14 protein-coding genes and 1 pseudogene are annotated in these 16,450 nt (G+C 32.6%); 8 read left to right on the forward strand and 7 right to left on the reverse strand.

The genetic code is table 11. The features are described from left to right. From PHC28_RS06040 to PHC28_RS06075, 8 genes and pseudogenes are all read left to right on the forward strand, one after another. Nucleotides 1-211: pseudogene (locus PHC28_RS06040) on the forward strand (peptidase M23); the annotation flags it as partial. Nucleotides 212-308: 97 nt separating this feature from the next. Then, complete coding sequence (locus tag PHC28_RS06045) at nt 309-845, forward strand: hypothetical protein (protein WP_300097313.1); 537 nt, start codon at nt 309-311, stop codon at nt 843-845. 129 nt (nt 846-974) lie between these two features. Further along, entirely contained in the window at nt 975-1,454 is a 480-nt protein-coding gene (locus PHC28_RS06050) for a nuclear transport factor 2 family protein (RefSeq protein WP_300097315.1), read from the forward strand. A 379-nt stretch (nt 1,455-1,833) separates the two neighbouring features. Then, on the forward strand, nt 1,834-6,102 hold the full coding sequence (locus PHC28_RS06055) for a PAS domain S-box protein (protein WP_300097317.1): 4,269 nt from the start codon (nt 1,834-1,836) through the stop codon (nt 6,100-6,102). A 228-nt stretch (nt 6,103-6,330) separates the two neighbouring features. After that, nucleotides 6,331-6,807, forward strand: coding sequence for a DUF2231 domain-containing protein (locus PHC28_RS06060; RefSeq protein ID WP_300097319.1), 477 nt, complete (start codon nt 6,331-6,333; stop codon nt 6,805-6,807). A gap of 30 nt (nt 6,808-6,837) precedes the next feature. Further along, nucleotides 6,838-7,515: a response regulator transcription factor gene (locus PHC28_RS06065; protein ID WP_300097321.1), complete on the forward strand. Its 678-nt coding sequence runs from the start codon at nt 6,838-6,840 to the stop codon at nt 7,513-7,515. Then, nucleotides 7,512-8,888 carry a cell wall metabolism sensor histidine kinase WalK gene (locus PHC28_RS06070; protein WP_300097323.1) on the forward strand — a complete coding sequence of 459 codons (1,377 nt, stop codon included), beginning with the start codon at nt 7,512-7,514 and terminating at the stop codon, nt 8,886-8,888. The genes PHC28_RS06065 and PHC28_RS06070 overlap by 4 nt, the downstream gene beginning before the upstream one ends. 91 nt (nt 8,889-8,979) lie before the next feature. Continuing rightward, nucleotides 8,980-9,684, forward strand: coding sequence for a ferritin family protein (locus PHC28_RS06075; RefSeq protein ID WP_300097325.1), 705 nt, complete (start codon nt 8,980-8,982; stop codon nt 9,682-9,684). 112 nt (nt 9,685-9,796) lie between these two features. Here PHC28_RS06075 and PHC28_RS06080 read toward each other — a convergent pair whose 3' ends face one another. The 7 genes from PHC28_RS06080 to PHC28_RS06110 form a co-directional block, all read right to left on the reverse strand. Continuing rightward, a complete protein-coding gene (locus PHC28_RS06080) occupies nt 9,797-10,762 on the reverse strand; it encodes an LD-carboxypeptidase (protein WP_300097327.1) in 966 nt (321 codons plus the stop codon). A gap of 115 nt (nt 10,763-10,877) precedes the next feature. Further along, a complete protein-coding gene (locus PHC28_RS06085; RefSeq protein WP_300097329.1) occupies nt 10,878-11,930 on the reverse strand; it encodes an o-succinylbenzoate synthase in 1,053 nt (350 codons plus the stop codon). Nucleotides 11,931-11,936: 6 nt separating this feature from the next. Beyond that, nucleotides 11,937-12,614, reverse strand: coding sequence for a metal-dependent hydrolase (locus PHC28_RS06090; protein WP_300097331.1), 678 nt, complete (start codon nt 12,612-12,614; stop codon nt 11,937-11,939). A gap of 94 nt (nt 12,615-12,708) precedes the next feature. After that, nucleotides 12,709-13,668: a 1,4-dihydroxy-2-naphthoate octaprenyltransferase gene (gene menA, locus PHC28_RS06095; RefSeq protein ID WP_300097333.1), complete on the reverse strand. Its 960-nt coding sequence runs from the start codon at nt 13,666-13,668 to the stop codon at nt 12,709-12,711. 158 nt (nt 13,669-13,826) lie between these two features. Further along, nucleotides 13,827-14,657, reverse strand: coding sequence for a 1,4-dihydroxy-2-naphthoyl-CoA synthase (locus tag PHC28_RS06100; RefSeq protein ID WP_300097335.1), 831 nt, complete (start codon nt 14,655-14,657; stop codon nt 13,827-13,829). Between the two features lie 284 nt (nt 14,658-14,941). After that, the gene (locus PHC28_RS06105) at nt 14,942-15,796 is read right to left on the reverse strand and encodes a S1-like domain-containing RNA-binding protein (RefSeq protein ID WP_300097337.1); all 855 of its coding nucleotides are present in this window, start codon (nt 15,794-15,796) and stop codon (nt 14,942-14,944) included. Nucleotides 15,797-15,988: 192 nt separating this feature from the next. Further along, on the reverse strand, nt 15,989-16,450 hold a 462-nt coding region (locus tag PHC28_RS06110; protein ID WP_300097339.1), incomplete at its 5' end, for a cytochrome d ubiquinol oxidase subunit II.

Here is a 16,450-nt window from a genome sequence, read left to right on the forward strand (position 1 = left end):
CGAAATTGGTTCCATTTTCAAGAAAGGGCAAACTTTGGCAAGATTAGGAGATGCATCTGTTAATGGTGGTTATTCTCCTCATTTGCATTTTCAGATTATTAAAAACATAGAGAATAATTTTGCTGATTATCCAGGAGTTTGTAGCAAAAAAACTTTGGAATATTATTTAGAAAATTGTCCCGACCCGAATTTATTGTTAAAAATAACCTAAGCGATATTCAAAAAAGGAATTATCCCTTTAAGTTTGTAAGTATTATTTAATGATGTATTTCTATTCATCAAGTTACCAATAAATTTAAAAAAATACAATGCAAATCAATCGCAAACTGTTATTATTGCTGTTTTTGGTATTCTCAAAACCTACTTTCAGTCAGGAATTAACTACCAAAAAAATATCCGAACAATATCCTACAACAACTACTTGGGACTTTATCTGTGAAAATTATGCATTAACCGGAATTACAAAAATTCAAATTGCAAAAACTGATAAAGGTGGAACTTTAAAATTAACCGTTCAAACTACCAATCCGTCTTTTAAAATAGTAGGAACACTTTATGTTTACCTTTCAGATAATTCAATTATTGTTTGTACTGACAAGGGAATTCAGAAAAACATTGACGACCAAATCATAAGCTATTATACCTTTTCAGCAATTGAAATGAACAAGTTGAAAAAGTCTGATATTCAATCACTTCGATTTAACATAGCCGGAAATCCGAAAAAATTCAGTAGTCAAATAGGGAATTTTTCTGCATTTAATAAAAAGACTACTTTTAAAACTGACAACAATACAAATACTGTAATGTACAATACTGCCAAAGAAATTATAGCACTTTACAATTAGAATCCTAGATATCTAAATTATAAGGTGGTTTAATCAATACTTTATTTTGGGGTTTCAAAAAATTTATTACCTACAAAAAAACAATTTCGTCTTAAAAAATTTATTATTTTTACTTTTAAATTTTTCGAAATGACCCCAAACGAAAATACAATTATTAAATTCTACAATGCTTTTGCTAATGCAAATGCATCCCAAATGTGCGAGTGTTATCATGAAAATGCACAATTTATTGATCCCGCTTTTGGAATATTAAAAGGAAACGAAGTTTGCCAAATGTGGAAAATGCTTATCGAAAAAAGCAACGGAAATATTCAAATTGAATTTTCTGATGTAAAAGCAGACGATTATTTGGGTTCTGCTCGATGGATTGCAACTTACAAATTTAGCAAAACGAATAGAAATGTGGTCAATAGTGTTCAAGCACATTTTCATTTTAAGGATGGATTAATTATCAAACACACTGATGATTTTGACATTTGGAAATGGGCTCAACAAGCATTTGGATTCAAAGGATTGCTTTTGGGCTGGACTGGTTATATGCAGAAAAAAATCCAGCAACAAGCTCGTTTTTCTTTAAAAATGTACATCGAAAAAAATACGACTAGCTAAAAAAGCAATTTATCTTGCTGACTTTTTTAGACTTAACGGTAATATTTGAAAATGTATTAAAAACATCCGTTTAATTTTGATTATTTTTTATTAAATTTGAGTGCAATAGCTCTGTTTTTATAGAGCTATTTAAAAAAAACATTAAAAGATTTATCTTTTTTAATACTAGACCATTGAAAAAATAGATTGAAGAAAGATAAATATTGAATTCAAAGAGTATTGTATGTACCTCAAGTAACTAGAATGTTAAATAATAGCTTCTTTAAAAAACATTTTCTAAGCAAAATCGCAATGAAATTTATTGCTTAATTAAATATAGCAACAGAAAAATTAAAATTAAGCTGCAAAGAAAATAGATAATTATCAACTCCGAATAATTATGAAAGATGATAAATCGAAAATAAAACCCACAGACATTCTTGATAAGAAAGTTGAAGAAACCTCAATAATTAAAGACGAAATAAATCAAGCTATTTTTGAATCTAACAAGGATAGTATTATCCTATATAGAATAGGAAAAGATGGAAAAATAAGTAATTTCATAGAAGCAAACCCCGCAGCAATTAAACTTTTTGGTTATACAAAAAATGAATTATTATCATTAAATGTTAAAGACATAGAATCTATTTCAGATAAAAAATTAGAATCTAGAATTGAAAAGATACAAACTACTGGAAGTATAAATTTTAAAACAGTAGTCAAAACCAAAAATGGAAACAAGAGAAATGTTGAAATTGAAAATATTTTTTTAAACAATTTTGATGAGCCTGCAATATTGAGCATAATAAGGGATGTTACTGAGCGTAAGCAGATGGAAAATAACATCAAAAAAGCTAACGAAAGCCTAACAACTATTCTTGAAGCTATTCCTGATTTATTGTTTGAAGTAGGTTTTGATGGTAGGATTTATCATTATCAATCCCATCGTGATGACTTTCTTGCCGTTTCTCCTAGTGAGTTTATGGGGAAATTATTTCAAGATATCTTGCCTAATGATGCAGCAAAAGTTTGTTTTGAAGCAATTAATGAAGCCAATGAAAAAGGATGGTCTTATGGAAAACAATATTCTCTCGATTTAAAAAAAGGGATTTTTTGGTTTGAATTATCTGTGTCTCCTATAGAAAACGGTCTGGATAAAGACAAACACTTTATCCTTTTAGCACGTGATATAACAACCCGTAAAAAATCAGAGCAAGCACTCCAAAAAAGCCAAGAAAAACTAAGAGGTGTTTTTGACCTAGCTAATTCAGGAATCATATTGACCGATTTGAGAGGTAAATATTTACTTTTCAACAATTGGCTAATGGAAGTATTGGGTTATACTAGAGCTGAAATGAATAAATTGGGCCGAGCTGATATAACTCATCCTGATGATTTAGAAAAAAGCAATATGCTGTTTAATCAAATTATTGAAGGAAAGATAGATAGATACCAACTCGAAAAACGATTTATAAGAAAAGACAAATCCTTTTTTTGGGGAGAAATATCCACATCAGCCATCAAGGATAGAAATAATAAAACAGTTAATACTATTGGAATTATTACTGATATAACTGAACGAAAACTAAACGAGGAAAAACTAAAGATCAGTGAATCAAGATTATTAGATGCACAAAAAGTTGCGAAAGTAGGTAGTTGGGAGACAGACTTAACTTTTAAAAATGTTGTTTGGTCAACTGAAATTTATCGCATTTTCGGATTGAATCCAGAAAAGACCGCTTTGACATTAGAGCTTTTTATGTCATTTGTTCATCCCGATGATCAAAAAATAATAGAGTCTAAATTTATCCATTCCATAAAAACGAATACTATCAATTCGGTCGAACATAGAATTATAACTCCTGATGGCAGCTTAAAATATGTTGAGCAGCGTTGGAAAATAGTTATTGACAATAAAGGAAATGCAATACGTGCCGAAGGTACCTGCCAAGATATAACAGAAAGAAAAAAAGTAGAAAAAGTACAAGAAGACTCATTGAACCTTATCAGAAAAATCACCAGTCGTGTGCCAGGGGTAGTTTATCAATACCTATTACGCCCTGATGGCAGTTCCTGTTTTCCTTATGCTAGTGATGGAATAAAACAAATTTACGATGTATATCCTGATGATGTTAAGGAAGATGCATCTAAAGTATTTGCAAATATTCACCCTGAAGACCTTGAAACTGTTAGCGAATCAATTCAGGAATCAGCGAAGAATTTAACTCTTTGGAATAAAGAATATCGAGTTAAGCACAAAAATGGTACAATTCTTTTCGTATTAGGTAATTCTATACCTCAAAAAGAAGAAGACGGGTCAGTAGTTTGGCATGGCTATATTACTGATATTACAGACCGTAAAATTTCTGAAGAAAAATTACGAGAAAACCAGGAGTTTTTAAAACAAACCCAGATTATTGCAAAAATAGGTTCCTACTCATTAGATTTTAAATCCGGAAAATGGACAAGTAACTCTATACTCGAAACTGTTTTTGGTATTGATAAAAATTTTGATTGGACTATAGAAGGTTGGAAATCACTCATCCATCCTGAATGGAAACAAACCATCGAAAACCATTTAAAAAATGAAGTCATTGGCAAAAAAAATAGTTTTAATAAAGAATATAAAATCATTAAAGCGGATAATAAACAAGAGCGATGGGTACACGGATTAGGCGAGATTATTTATAACGAAAAAAAGGAACCATTACAATTAATAGGGACTATTCAAGATGTTACTGAAGAAAAAATTTATGAAGAAAAGTTACGCGAAAGCGAAGAGAAATATCGAGGTTTAGTAGAAGGGTCACCTGATGGTATTGTGCTTTATTCCGATGAAAAAATTGTTTACATCAATGATGAAGGTTTGAGAATGATTGGTGCGAAAAACAGATCCGAAATAATAGGAAAACCTATTTTACAATTTATTCATCCTGAAAGCAAAAACAGTATCATTAAAAGAATGAAAGAAGTTGTAATGGACAATAATGCCTCGGCAACTGTTGAAGAGAAATTTGTTGATTTGAATGGAAATAGTATTGATGTAGAAATAAAAGCAATTCCAACGATATATGATCATAAAGCTGCCGTACAAGTAATTGTTCACGATATTACAGAGCGTAAACAAACCCAAGAAAAAATCAGACAGCTTTCTCGGGCTGTAGAACAAAGTCCAGTAACAATAGTAATTACAAATACAAAAGGTGAAATTGAGTATGCAAATCCAAAATTTGTAGAAACTACTGGCTACAGTTTAGATGAAGTTATAGGACAAAATCCTCGCGTTTTGAAATCGGGATACACATCTCCAGAAGAATATAAAGAATTATGGAAAACCCTTGCTGCTGGAAAAGAATGGCATGGAGAGTTTCACAATATGAAAAAAAATGGAGACCTTTATTGGGAATCTGCATCCATATCTCCTATCGTAAATGCACAAGGTCAAATCACCCATTTTATTGCTATCAAGGAAGACATAACTAGTCGCAAAAAAACTGACATTGAATTAATTAAAGCAAAAAATAAAGCTGAAGAAAGTGACCGATTAAAATTAGCATTTCTTGCAAATATGAGTCATGAAATTCGAACTCCAATGAACGGAATACTTGGCTTTACAGAACTTTTGAAAGAACCAAAATTAACTGGAGAAGAACAACAAGAATACATTGAAATCATTGAAAAAAGTGGAAAACGAATGCTTAATATTATCAATGACATCATCAATATATCAAAAGTAGAATCAGGACAAATAGAAATTAAACTTAGCGAAACCAATATAAATGAGCAAATTGGATACCTGAATACTTTTTTCAAACCTGAAACTAAACAAAAAGGAATAAAACTTTTGGTCAAAGAACAATTATCTAATCAGAATTGCATTGTTTTAACTGATAAGGAGAAAATCTACGCTATCCTCACTAATCTTGTAAAAAATGCCATCAAATTTACTAATACAGGTTCTATAGAATTTGGCTGTGTCAAAAAAGATAAATTCCTAGAGTTTTTTGTAAAAGATTCTGGTTTAGGCATTTCTTTATCACAACAAAAAATGATTTTCGAAAGGTTCAGACAAGCAAACGAAACAATGACCCGAACTCACGAAGGATCAGGCTTAGGACTAGCTATTTCGAAAGCCTATGTAGAAATGCTAGGTGGAAAAATTTGGGTCGAAAGCAAAATAGGAATTGGAAGTACGTTCTATTTTACCATTCCTTATAAAGATGGATTTGAATTAGAGAAAAAAAATAAAGTCAAAAAAGAAAAAACAAAAAATAAAGAAGAAAATAAAGTTAAAAACCTTAAAATATTGATTGTTGAAGATGATGCTATATCAAAATTGCTCATAACTATCGCAGTAAAACCATATAGTAAAGACATTTTGAAGGTAAGTACTGGCATCGAAGCTGTTGAAACGTGTCGATCAAATCCTGATATTGATTTAGTGATGATGGATATTAATATGCCAGAAATGGGCGGATATGAAGCCACGAAACTAATTCGAGAATTCAACGAAAACTTAATAATAATAGCACAAACTGCTAATGGGATGGAAAGTGATCGAGATAATGCTATCGCAGCAGGTTGTACTGATTATATATCGAAACCAGTAAACATAACATCGTTAAGCGATTTGATAAAAAAGTATTTTAGGAAAAAGAAAAGAAATTAAAACTTAAGTCTATCTAAAAAATTGAATTGTCTTCAGTTTTAGCATTAGGAGAATATAAATTGGCTTTAACCAAAAAAGGCTGCAAATCTCATTCCTCCAACTAAAACTAGAGACAATTGATACTTTAAAAATAAAACAGGTTGAATAAGTTACAGAAATTTTAAAGTAATCTTAAGGAGAAACTAGTCATTTTTTACCTTTTCTCATCGCATCTTTGCATAAAAAAATATGATAACTTCTACCCACCTTCATGCTATGGTTATTCATTTTCCCATAGCACTATTACTAATAGGTTTTCTATCAGAAATAATTGCTGTTTTTATTAAAAAACCTTTTTTCCATCAGGCAGCATTTTACTTATTGCTAATAGGAACTTTAGGAACAATTGCATCCTACCTTTCAGGAAATGCCGCAGGAGATGGTATTGAAGAAGGAACTCTAGGAAAAGCTATCGAATTGCACGAACAAGCAGCTACCATAGCTTTATGGTTAACTATTGCAACAGCACTTATTTATATTGGAGTATATTTTTTAAATTATTCTAAAAATTGGATCAAAATTCTAAGTATAATTCTATTCGCAGCTACAATTGGAGCGATTGCTAGAACTGGTTATCTTGGTGGACAACTTGTATATAAACACGGAGCTGGAGTAGAATTAGGCCTTCCTGATTTTTCAAATACTGATATTGAAAACGAGAATTAAAAATAGATATAAATTCCCTAAATTAGCCTTATGAGAATTTTATTAGTAGAAGACGAATTAGCAATTGCCAGTTTTTTGAAAGAAGGACTGGAAGAGGAAGGATTTGCAGTAGATGTTGCCCATAATGGAAGACAAGGTCTCGAAATGGCTATGGATAATGGCACCGAATATGATATTATTTTACTCGATTGGATGTTGCCCGGAATTAGCGGAATTGAAATTTGTAGAAGCATCCGTGTCGAAAACGAAAGTGTTCCCATTATTTTTTTAACCGCCAAAGATACTGTCGATGATACTGTTTTTGGACTAGAAACAGGTGCTAATGACTACCTCAAAAAACCTTTTGTATTCGAAGAGTTATTAGCCCGAATTAGAGTTTTACTCCGAAATAAAGTGGGTGAACAAAATATTTTTAAATCAGGAAATATAGAAATGAACATCGATGTTCACCAAGTTACCAAAAATGGAATTCCAGTTCAACTTACCCAAAAAGAATTTGCTTTACTAGAATATTTACTTCGTAATACCGGCAAAGTCTGTAGACGTACACGAATTATTGAAAAAGTATGGGATATTCATTTTGATTATGATACCTCGGTTATTGATGTATTTATCAATGGCTTACGAAAAAAATTAGATGATAAATCCCAAGAATCTTTTGTGCAAACCATTCGTGGAGTTGGCTACATAATTAATGACACCCAATGAAACTTAGTTTTAAAAAAAGGATAGCCTTATATAATTTAACAGCCATTGCATCATTGACAGCCATTGCTTTTGTAGCGATTTATGCTGTTGTTTATTACACTTCTTATCAACATTTAGATAATGATATCGCAACTGAAAAAGAAGAGGTTTTCAATAATCTTGATTGGAAAGGGAACGATATTCTAATGAACAAAATGCCCGAATGGGAAGAGGCAGAACACAAACAATTAGAAGTAAATCCAACCTTTCTACAAATTGTTGATTTAAACGAACACACCATTTTTAAATCGGCAAATTTACAAGAAAACCATTTTTTGTTTAATCCAAATATTGAAAAGACAACTTTTTACAACTCCATCATAAACAAACAAAGAATACGTCAAGGCCAATTCCCCATCTTTAACGAAAACAATAAAATAATTGGTCATTTAACTATTGGTGTTTCACAACAGGAATCTTTCAACGTACTTCATAATCTTCTGCTTGTGTTATGCTTGACCTACGTAATTATGCTTGGCACTTTGTATGCTATCATCTCTTTTGTAGCTTCAAAAGCCATTGCTCCCGTAAATGAATTAATTCATATCGCATCAAAAATTAATGAGACTAACATCAATTCTCGCCTTCCTTTACCAGAAAATGAAGACGAAATTCACAAATTAGCAACAACTATCAACGAATTATTAAATCGTTTAGATTACAGCATTCATCAACAAAAACAATTCACAGCCGATGCTTCTCACGAAATGCACACACCACTAACTGCCATAAAAGGAACTATTGAAGTGTTGCTGCGAAGAAAAAGAACTCCAGAACAGTATGAGTCAAAAATGAAAGAAGTACTTGTTCAAACGGATCGACTTTCCCATTTGTTTGATCAATTACTACAACTAGCGCGTCTAGAATCGAATATCATTTTGGCTAAAAAAGAAAATATAGTACTTAAGGATATTGTCGAAAAAATCATAAATACACATCACACTTCAATCAACAACAACAATAATAAAGTTCAAGTCTCAATTCCTCAAAATTGCATTGTAAAAGCTGATGCTGGCCTTTTAGAAAGAATTTTAAATAATTTAATAATAAATGCCATTAAATACAATCATCCAAACGGAAACATATTTTGCGAATGGAATGACAAAAGCAAATCGTTAACTATAAAAGACGAAGGCATTGGAATTTCAAAAAAACAATTACCTTATTTGTTTAACCGCTTTTTCAGGGCAGATAATTCCAGAAGTTCCCATATTTCTGGAAATGGTTTAGGCTTGTCCATAGTGAAAAGATTATGTGATTTACAGAACATCAAAATCACTATCGAAAGCATCGAAAATAAAGGTTCATCCTTCATTATTACATTTACTTCCTAAAATATTTAGCCGAATTTAAGGAAATACAAAGTAAAGCAAAAGGAGTACGTTCTCATCTTTGCACTGTATTTAACTCTAAACTATTTTAAAAATGAAAACTAAATTAATTATTCCAACTCTAGCCATAGCAAGCTGCATTTCTTTATTTTCTTGTAAAAACAACGAAGAAAACAAATCTGAGATGAAAACTCCTGTTGAAAACAAAGACTCAAAAGCAGAAGAAACAGTAAATGTTGAAGATGCTAAAACAAAAACAATTGCAAATTTACAAGCAGCTTTCAAAGGAGAATCAAATGCAACCGCAAGATATGCCGCTTTTTCAAAAAAAGCAGCCGAAGAAGGCCATAATGAAATTGCAATGATATTCAAAGCAGCATCCAACTCTGAAAAAATTCACGCAGCAAATCACAAAGCAGTTATGGATGAAATGGGAGTTGTTGTAGAACCAGTTGTACTTGACGTTACAGTAAAAACTACAAAAGAAAACCTACAAGAAGCAATTAAAGGCGAATCGTATGAAGTTGCTGAAATGTATCCATCATTCCTTAAAATTGCCAATGATGCGGACAATCAATTAGCTTTAGTAAGTTTTAATTATGCTTATAAAACCGAAAAGAAACACAAAGCGTTTTACGAAAAAGCATTGGCAGCTTTAGAAAGCAATACTGACAAAACCTTGCCTACAACCTACTTCATCTGTCCTACTTGTGGAAACACGTATGAAACTACAGCTCCAAAACGTTGTGGAATTTCAATGACAAGCGGAGAAAAGTTCATCAAAATAAATTCATTATAGAATTTAGAAAAGCATAATTTTGATAATAATATCCTAATTTATAAAATAATTCCCCATCACATTTGGGGAATTATTTTTTTGAATATAACAATGCTATTTTTAATTTATAGCTTCAATTATCCAAAAATGAATAGTAAATTTTCGAAGTAGATTCATTCACTTCAATATTGATTTCCTTTCCAAAAATTAAAGTTCGGTTATCTTTAATATGACCTCCAGGAAAGTCAAAAATCACTGGATAATTATAATCTTTTACTGCATTCAGTATGATTTCTCTATGACTTCCTCCAAATAAAGTGTCTTTAGCAATATCATAACTAAAATCACCAACAATTAAAGCCTTCAGATTTTTAAGCAAGCCACTGCGTTTTAAAGTGTACATCATTCGATCCACACGATACAAATCCTCACCCACATCTTCAATGAACAGAATTTTGCCGTAGGTGTTGATTTCGGAATCACTTCCTACCATTGAGTTGATGATTGACAAATTTCCACCAATTAAAATACCTTTGGCATCCCCTTTTTTATTCAACGGATTAGTTGGGATTTCAAAACCATAGTCATAGCCAAATAAAGCTTTATACAGCGTTTGTTTAGCCTCATCGGTAGCAGAATGCATTCCGCCTGGCATCGTTGCGTGAATGGTCGCTATACCAAGATTGTGAATATGAGTATGCAAAGTGGTAATATCAGAAAAACCGATAACCCATTTTGGATTTTTTTTGAAAGCTGTAAAATCAATTTGGTCAATAATACGAACCGTTCCGTAACCCCCTCTTGAACACCAAATCGCCTTGACATTCTTATTATCAAGTGCTAATTGCATATCGCCAAGACGCTCTTCGTCTGTTCCTGCAAAATGATTGTGTTTACTAAACACGTGTTTGCCTAAAATCACTTCAAGTCCCCAACTTTTGGCAAGAGCAATTCCGGGATCTAATTCAGTAGAATCGGCAACAAAACCAGCTGGAGCTACAATCATAATAGTATCTCCTTTTTTTAAATAAGGAGGTTTGGTGAATTTCATACTTCTAGAATCATTTCGTTCTTGTCGTGCTAAAATCTTGTGTCGCATAGTTAGTTGGTTTGTTTTACATTGCACAAAAGTGACTAGAATTAGGACTTGCATACAAATCATAAATAGTTTTCTTTTAGAGTGAATTAGTTGTTTTATCATAAAATGAAATATATTAAGTGTTGGAGAAATAGTCAAAATTAAATTCCCATTCTAGTTCTTTTTTGTACCATAATCGACCTTCTGAAACGACTAAAGGGCAATCAAAATTATTAGTATAAAGTGCTCCTGTTCCTAAGCCCTGAGGCATCAAATTATGCTGTAAAAAGGTCCATTGTGCGATGGCATTTAAACCGATATTACTCTCTAAAGCTGAAGTAATCCACCAACCAATTTTATACTTTTCGGCTAATGAAATCCACTCTTTTGTACCTCGAAATCCACCTATAAAACTGGGTTTTAAAATGATGTATTGAGGTCTAATTTTTTGCAACAAAGCTTCTTTTTCTTCTAATGAAAACACGCCAATTAGCTCTTCGTCCAAAGCAATAGGTATTGGAGTAGTTTTACACAGTTCTGCCATACTGTCAGTGTTATTTTTTTGTATTGGTTGCTCTATGCTATGAATTTTAAAACCAGATAGTTGTGTGATTTTATCTAAAGCCATAGTTCTTGAAAATGCACCATTAGCATCCACTCTAATTTCTACTTGTTCTGGCGTAAAATGTTCCCGAATATAGTGCAATAATTGCAATTCTTTATGAAAATCTATTGCCCCAATTTTTAGTTTAATACAACTAAAACCTTGAGCTAGTTTTTCCTCAATTTGTTGCTTCATAAACAACTCCTCACCCATCCAAACCAAACCATTTATTTCGATGCTTTTTTCGCCATTCGTGAAGTTCGAAGGAAAGAGCAAAAATGGAGTTTCACTTACTAAAGAATGGAACGCCATTTCTACTCCAAATTGTATCGAAGGAAACTCGATTAAAGCTTGCCAAAGAACCTCTTTTCCGAGATGAATATTAGCGCAAGTCCACTGTAATTTTTCTTCATAATCCGGTCGATCATCAACACTTAATCCACGCAAAATACCACACTCGCCTATTCCTTTTTTACCCTCTTTTTCGAGAATGATAAACCAGGTTTCTTTATCTGTCAAAACGCCACGAGATGTTCCCGAAGGTCGTTTGAAATGAAGAATATATTTGTGATAAGTTGCTTTCAAATATCTTTATAATTCAATGCTTTCGCCGATTTCTAATAGCATCAAATCCTTTCCTTTGTCGAAAAACTTATGAATAGATTCTTCGTGATTAATTTCGATGTAACCAAAAGTATCGTAGTGAACACCTAATATTTTGTCACATTCAACAAAATCTGAAGCAATAATGGCGTCTTCAACATCCATTGTAAAATTACCTCCAATAGGTAAAATTGCTAAATCCAATTTGGTTCGAATCGGAATGAGTTTCATATCCATTGTGAGGGCTGTATCACCAGAAATATAGATGTTTTTATGTTCGCCTTCGATCACAAAACCACCAGGATTTCCGCCATAACTACCGTCAGGAAAAGAACTAGAATGCACTGCATTTACATATTTTACTTTTCCGAAGTCGAAAATCCAACTTCCGCCATGGTTCAAAGGATGCGATTTTAATCCTTTGTTCCCAAAATGAGTGGCAATTTCAAAATTCGAAATAATAACCGCATTGGTTCTACCTGCAATATATTCAACATCAAGAATATGGTCACCGTGAGCGTGAGTCAATAAAATATAATCTGCTTCTAATTCGTTGATATTGATATGCGAAGCGTTTGGATTGGCAGAAATATAAGGATCAACCAAAATACGCTTTCCGCTAACTTCAATTCCCAAGGAGGAATGACCGTAGAATGTTATTTTCATTTTTATTTTTTTTAGTGATTAGTAGTTGGTAAAAAATAATTTGCTGTGATTTTTTTTAACTAATCTCAAATTACTCTTTACTAATTACTAAAATTTATCTTCCTCCAAAAAAGAGATTCACAATTAGGTCAGGAATTAACGAAATCATACACAACGCTAAGAGAATTGAAAGCGCAAAAGTACTCAAGGCTATTTTTTTTAATTCTGGATCTAAATCTCTTGATTTCTGATTTTTATAAACCGTATTTAAATGTTTAATTAAAGGGATAAAAGCCAACAAAAACAAGTATTGATCAAGACGATATTCGCTCAAAATAGCGAATATTAATACTGAAACCATTGCGGAAACAATTAGGAGATAGTGATATTTCTTTGCTTTCTCTCCACCAATTTTTACCACAATAGTGTTTTTATTTGATTTCCTATCTGATGCTTCATCACGCATATTATTCAAATTTAAAACTCCTACACTCAATAATCCGATGGCAGTTGCTGGCAAAATTAAAAGCAATTCGATTTCCTTAGAATATAAAAAATTAACACCAAGTGTGCTAACCAATCCAAAAAACACAAACACAAATAAGTCGCCAAAACCTCTATATCCATAAGCTGTATTTCCAACTGTGTACCGAATAGCTGAAGCGATTGCCAAAATACCCAATACTAAATAAAACAAGGAATAACCAAGGTTAGTTTCTCCGAAAGCGAAATAAATCAACAATATAGCAGAAATTAATGTCAAAATCGACGTAATAATAATTGCACGCTTCATTGCTTTGGGAGTGATTACACCGCTTTGAATAGCTCGCTGTGGTCCAACTCTGTCGGCATTATCAGTTCCTTTCATACCATCGCCATAATCATTGGCAAAATTGGATAAAATTTGCAAACCCAAAGTAGTCAATATAGCAAAGGCAAATAGTCTCCAACTGAAAACATCTGTTGGTGTTTCAATCGCATCAGTAGGTCTGAGCGCATACATACTTCCCACTATAATTCCAGAAACTGATAATGGCAAGGTTCTTAATCTTGCAGCTTGAATCCAATGTTTCATTTTTATATTTTTTAAGGCACTTTTTGCCACGAAGGTACGAAGGCGCAAAGTTTTGTTTTTTTTTACCGCAAAAACGCAAAGGCACTAAGTTTTCTAATACAATTCTTCAATTATATTGCTCAACTGAATACTGCGACTGAAAACTGAACACTCCTTTTTTATGGTAACCATTTTTTTTCAAAGTTGGGTTTTCGTTTTTCAAGGAAAGCATTTCTTCCTTCTTTTGCTTCTTCGGTCATATAAGCTAAACGGGTAGCTTCGCCAGCAAAAACTTGTTGTCCCACCATTCCGTCATCAGTAAGATTCATCGCAAATTTTAGCATTTTTATAGACGTAGGTGACTTTTGCAATATTTCCTGCGCCCATTCAAAAGCGGTATCTTCTAATTCGGCGTGTGGAATCACTGCATTAACCATTCCCATTTCCATCGCCTCTTGAGCGGAATAATTTCTACCCAAGAAGAAAATCTCACGTGCTTTTTTCTGACCGACCATTTTTGCTAAATAAGCTGAACCATAGCCACCATCAAAACTAGTTACATCGGCATCGGTTTGTTTAAAAATAGCGTGTTCTTTGCTTGCTAAAGTCAAATCGCAAACCACGTGCAAACTATGTCCGCCACCAACAGCCCAGCCTGGAACTACAGCAATAACCACTTTTGGCATAAATCGAATTAATCGTTGCACTTCAAGAATATTCAAACGATGTTGACCATCATCACCTACATAACCTTGGTGACCCCGAGCATTTTGGTCTCCTCCGCTACAAAATGAGTAGATTCCATCTTTAGTTGAAGGCCCTTCAGCTGAAAGCAAAACAACACCTATTGAAGTATCTTCTTGCGCATCATAGAATGCTTGGTACAATTCCGAAGTAGTTTTAGGACGAAAAGCATTACGAACATTAGGTCTATTGAAGGCTATTCTAGCAACGCCATTGCATTTTTTATAGGTTATATCTTCGTATTCTTTGACGGTTATCCAATCCATTAGATTCTGTTTTTAATTAATTTCAGTGTAAAATTAAATCATTTTTCACACATTCTACTATTCTATTTTGGCTAAGCCAAAAGTAATTGACTTTATTTTAAATTTAATAAAAAAAGGAAAGCATTATACCTTCCTCAATTTTATATTTTTAAAAAATTAACTCTCTATACGAATCAATATATGTGCTTTTTTTAAGCCACTGATTACACAGATTTAAATACAAAAAAGAATACAAAAAATCCTTTTCATCCATTTAATCTATGGCAAAATAATTTAAAAGATATTTATTCTTTAACCAAATAAATTCCGTCTTCTTTTATCTCGATTAGTTTTTCTTTATACAAAGCTCCAATGGCTTTTTTAAAGGTTTTCTTGCTCATTTTTAAAACCGTTTTAATGTCTTCGGGATGCGAATTATCCGTTAAACGCAAGAAACCACGACTGGCACGAAGTTCGTCTAGGATTTTATCTGCATTGAGTTCAATGCTTTGATAACCTTGAATTTGAAGCGCAACATCAATTTTATTATCAGGACGAATCGTTTTGATGTAACCACGCATTCTATCGCCAGTACGAATCGAATCGTCACAAACCTCATCTTTATACATCAAGCCTTTGTGTTGCTCATTGATGATGACATTAATTCCAAGCTCGGTGGTAGGCGAAACAATTAAATCGACTTCCTCTCCTTTTTCAACCGTTAGATGATTATTTTTCAAGAACTGATTCGTTTTACTAGACGCTACCAAACGTTTGGTTTTCTCGTCCATATAAAGGTAAACCAAATACCGCTTTCCTTTTTCCATTGGTCGAGCCTGTTCTTTAAACGGAACTAGAATGTCTTTTTCCATTCCCCAATCCATAAAAGCTCCGATTTGATTGACGTAATTCACGCGTAAAAGTGCAAATTCATTCAATAAAATATAAGGTTCTAATGTAGTAGCAACAGGACGTTCTTCGTGGTCTAAATATACAAAAACAATGATCTCCTCGCCTATTTCCCATTCGTTTGGAACGTATTTGTTGGGTAAAAGTATATCGTGAATTCCTTCTGGATCTTTTTCTGGATTGCCCAAAAACAAACCTACTTTGGTATCTCGTAATATGGTTAGCGTATTGTATTTTCCTATTTCAATCATTTTCTTGTATTTTCTAAGGTGCAAAGGTACGAAGATTGAGAGTAGTTTGTCAGGAAAATTTTCAGTGATAAAGACAGCTAAATCATACCCTTTAATATATCGAGTTCAATTGTCTTTGGCTAAAGTCAACAGCAATTGAAACAAATGTATTCGGTAGATTCAAAGAATATTTTTTTTTCAACCGAAACCAACCTAATAACTAGTATCATCTAATTCTACTTTTCCGTTAAAAGTTCGGTACAAAAAGAAAAAATAAGCTCCTAATAAAGGTGCTCCAATAACAACAATGGTCAGCATTATTCCCAATGATTTTTGTGAGGAAGCAGCATTATAAATGGTAACACTATATTTCGGATCAATAGTAGAAATCAAAAGCGTTGGGTACAATTGCAAGGCAACGAGAATCAGCAAAAACGCCATTGTCAAAGAGGAAAATACCAATGCCTTCATATATTGCTTTTTAGAAACCAAACGAGGAACATTGGCCACAGCTAAAAAGGATAATATTGGAACAACGAAATAAAGTGGATTTTCCCTAAAATTGGCAGTCACTTCGGGTATAAAAATCAAAGTATAAAGCGTTGTAATTCCGAAACTTATAATAAAAAAAATCATTCCATTTTTTAGCAAAAAAGTAAGTCGAGCGTGCAACCT

This window comes from Flavobacterium sp. (genome assembly GCF_028712645.1).
In the GTDB taxonomy this organism is placed as follows: domain Bacteria; phylum Bacteroidota; class Bacteroidia; order Flavobacteriales; family Flavobacteriaceae; genus Flavobacterium.

What these genes read in the sequence shown, in the direction of transcription:
- PHC28_RS06045 (WP_300097313.1), top strand. Translation starts at nt 309, where the DNA reads ATGCAAATCAATCGCAAACTGTTATTATTGCTGTTTTTGGTATTCTCA.
- PHC28_RS06050 (WP_300097315.1), top strand. Translation starts at nt 975, where the DNA reads ATGACCCCAAACGAAAATACAATTATTAAATTCTACAATGCTTTTGCT.
- PHC28_RS06055 (WP_300097317.1), top strand. Translation starts at nt 1,834, where the DNA reads ATGAAAGATGATAAATCGAAAATAAAACCCACAGACATTCTTGATAAG.
- PHC28_RS06060 (WP_300097319.1), top strand. Translation starts at nt 6,331, where the DNA reads ATGATAACTTCTACCCACCTTCATGCTATGGTTATTCATTTTCCCATA.
- PHC28_RS06065 (WP_300097321.1), top strand. Translation starts at nt 6,838, where the DNA reads ATGAGAATTTTATTAGTAGAAGACGAATTAGCAATTGCCAGTTTTTTG.
- PHC28_RS06070 (WP_300097323.1), top strand. Translation starts at nt 7,512, where the DNA reads ATGAAACTTAGTTTTAAAAAAAGGATAGCCTTATATAATTTAACAGCC.
- PHC28_RS06075 (WP_300097325.1), top strand. Translation starts at nt 8,980, where the DNA reads ATGAAAACTAAATTAATTATTCCAACTCTAGCCATAGCAAGCTGCATT.
- PHC28_RS06080 (WP_300097327.1), bottom strand. Translation starts at nt 10,762, where the DNA reads ATGCGACACAAGATTTTAGCACGACAAGAACGAAATGATTCTAGAAGT.
- PHC28_RS06090 (WP_300097331.1), bottom strand. Translation starts at nt 12,614, where the DNA reads ATGAAAATAACATTCTACGGTCATTCCTCCTTGGGAATTGAAGTTAGC.
- menA (WP_300097333.1), bottom strand. Translation starts at nt 13,668, where the DNA reads ATGAAACATTGGATTCAAGCTGCAAGATTAAGAACCTTGCCATTATCA.
- PHC28_RS06100 (WP_300097335.1), bottom strand. Translation starts at nt 14,657, where the DNA reads ATGGATTGGATAACCGTCAAAGAATACGAAGATATAACCTATAAAAAA.
- PHC28_RS06105 (WP_300097337.1), bottom strand. Translation starts at nt 15,796, where the DNA reads ATGATTGAAATAGGAAAATACAATACGCTAACCATATTACGAGATACC.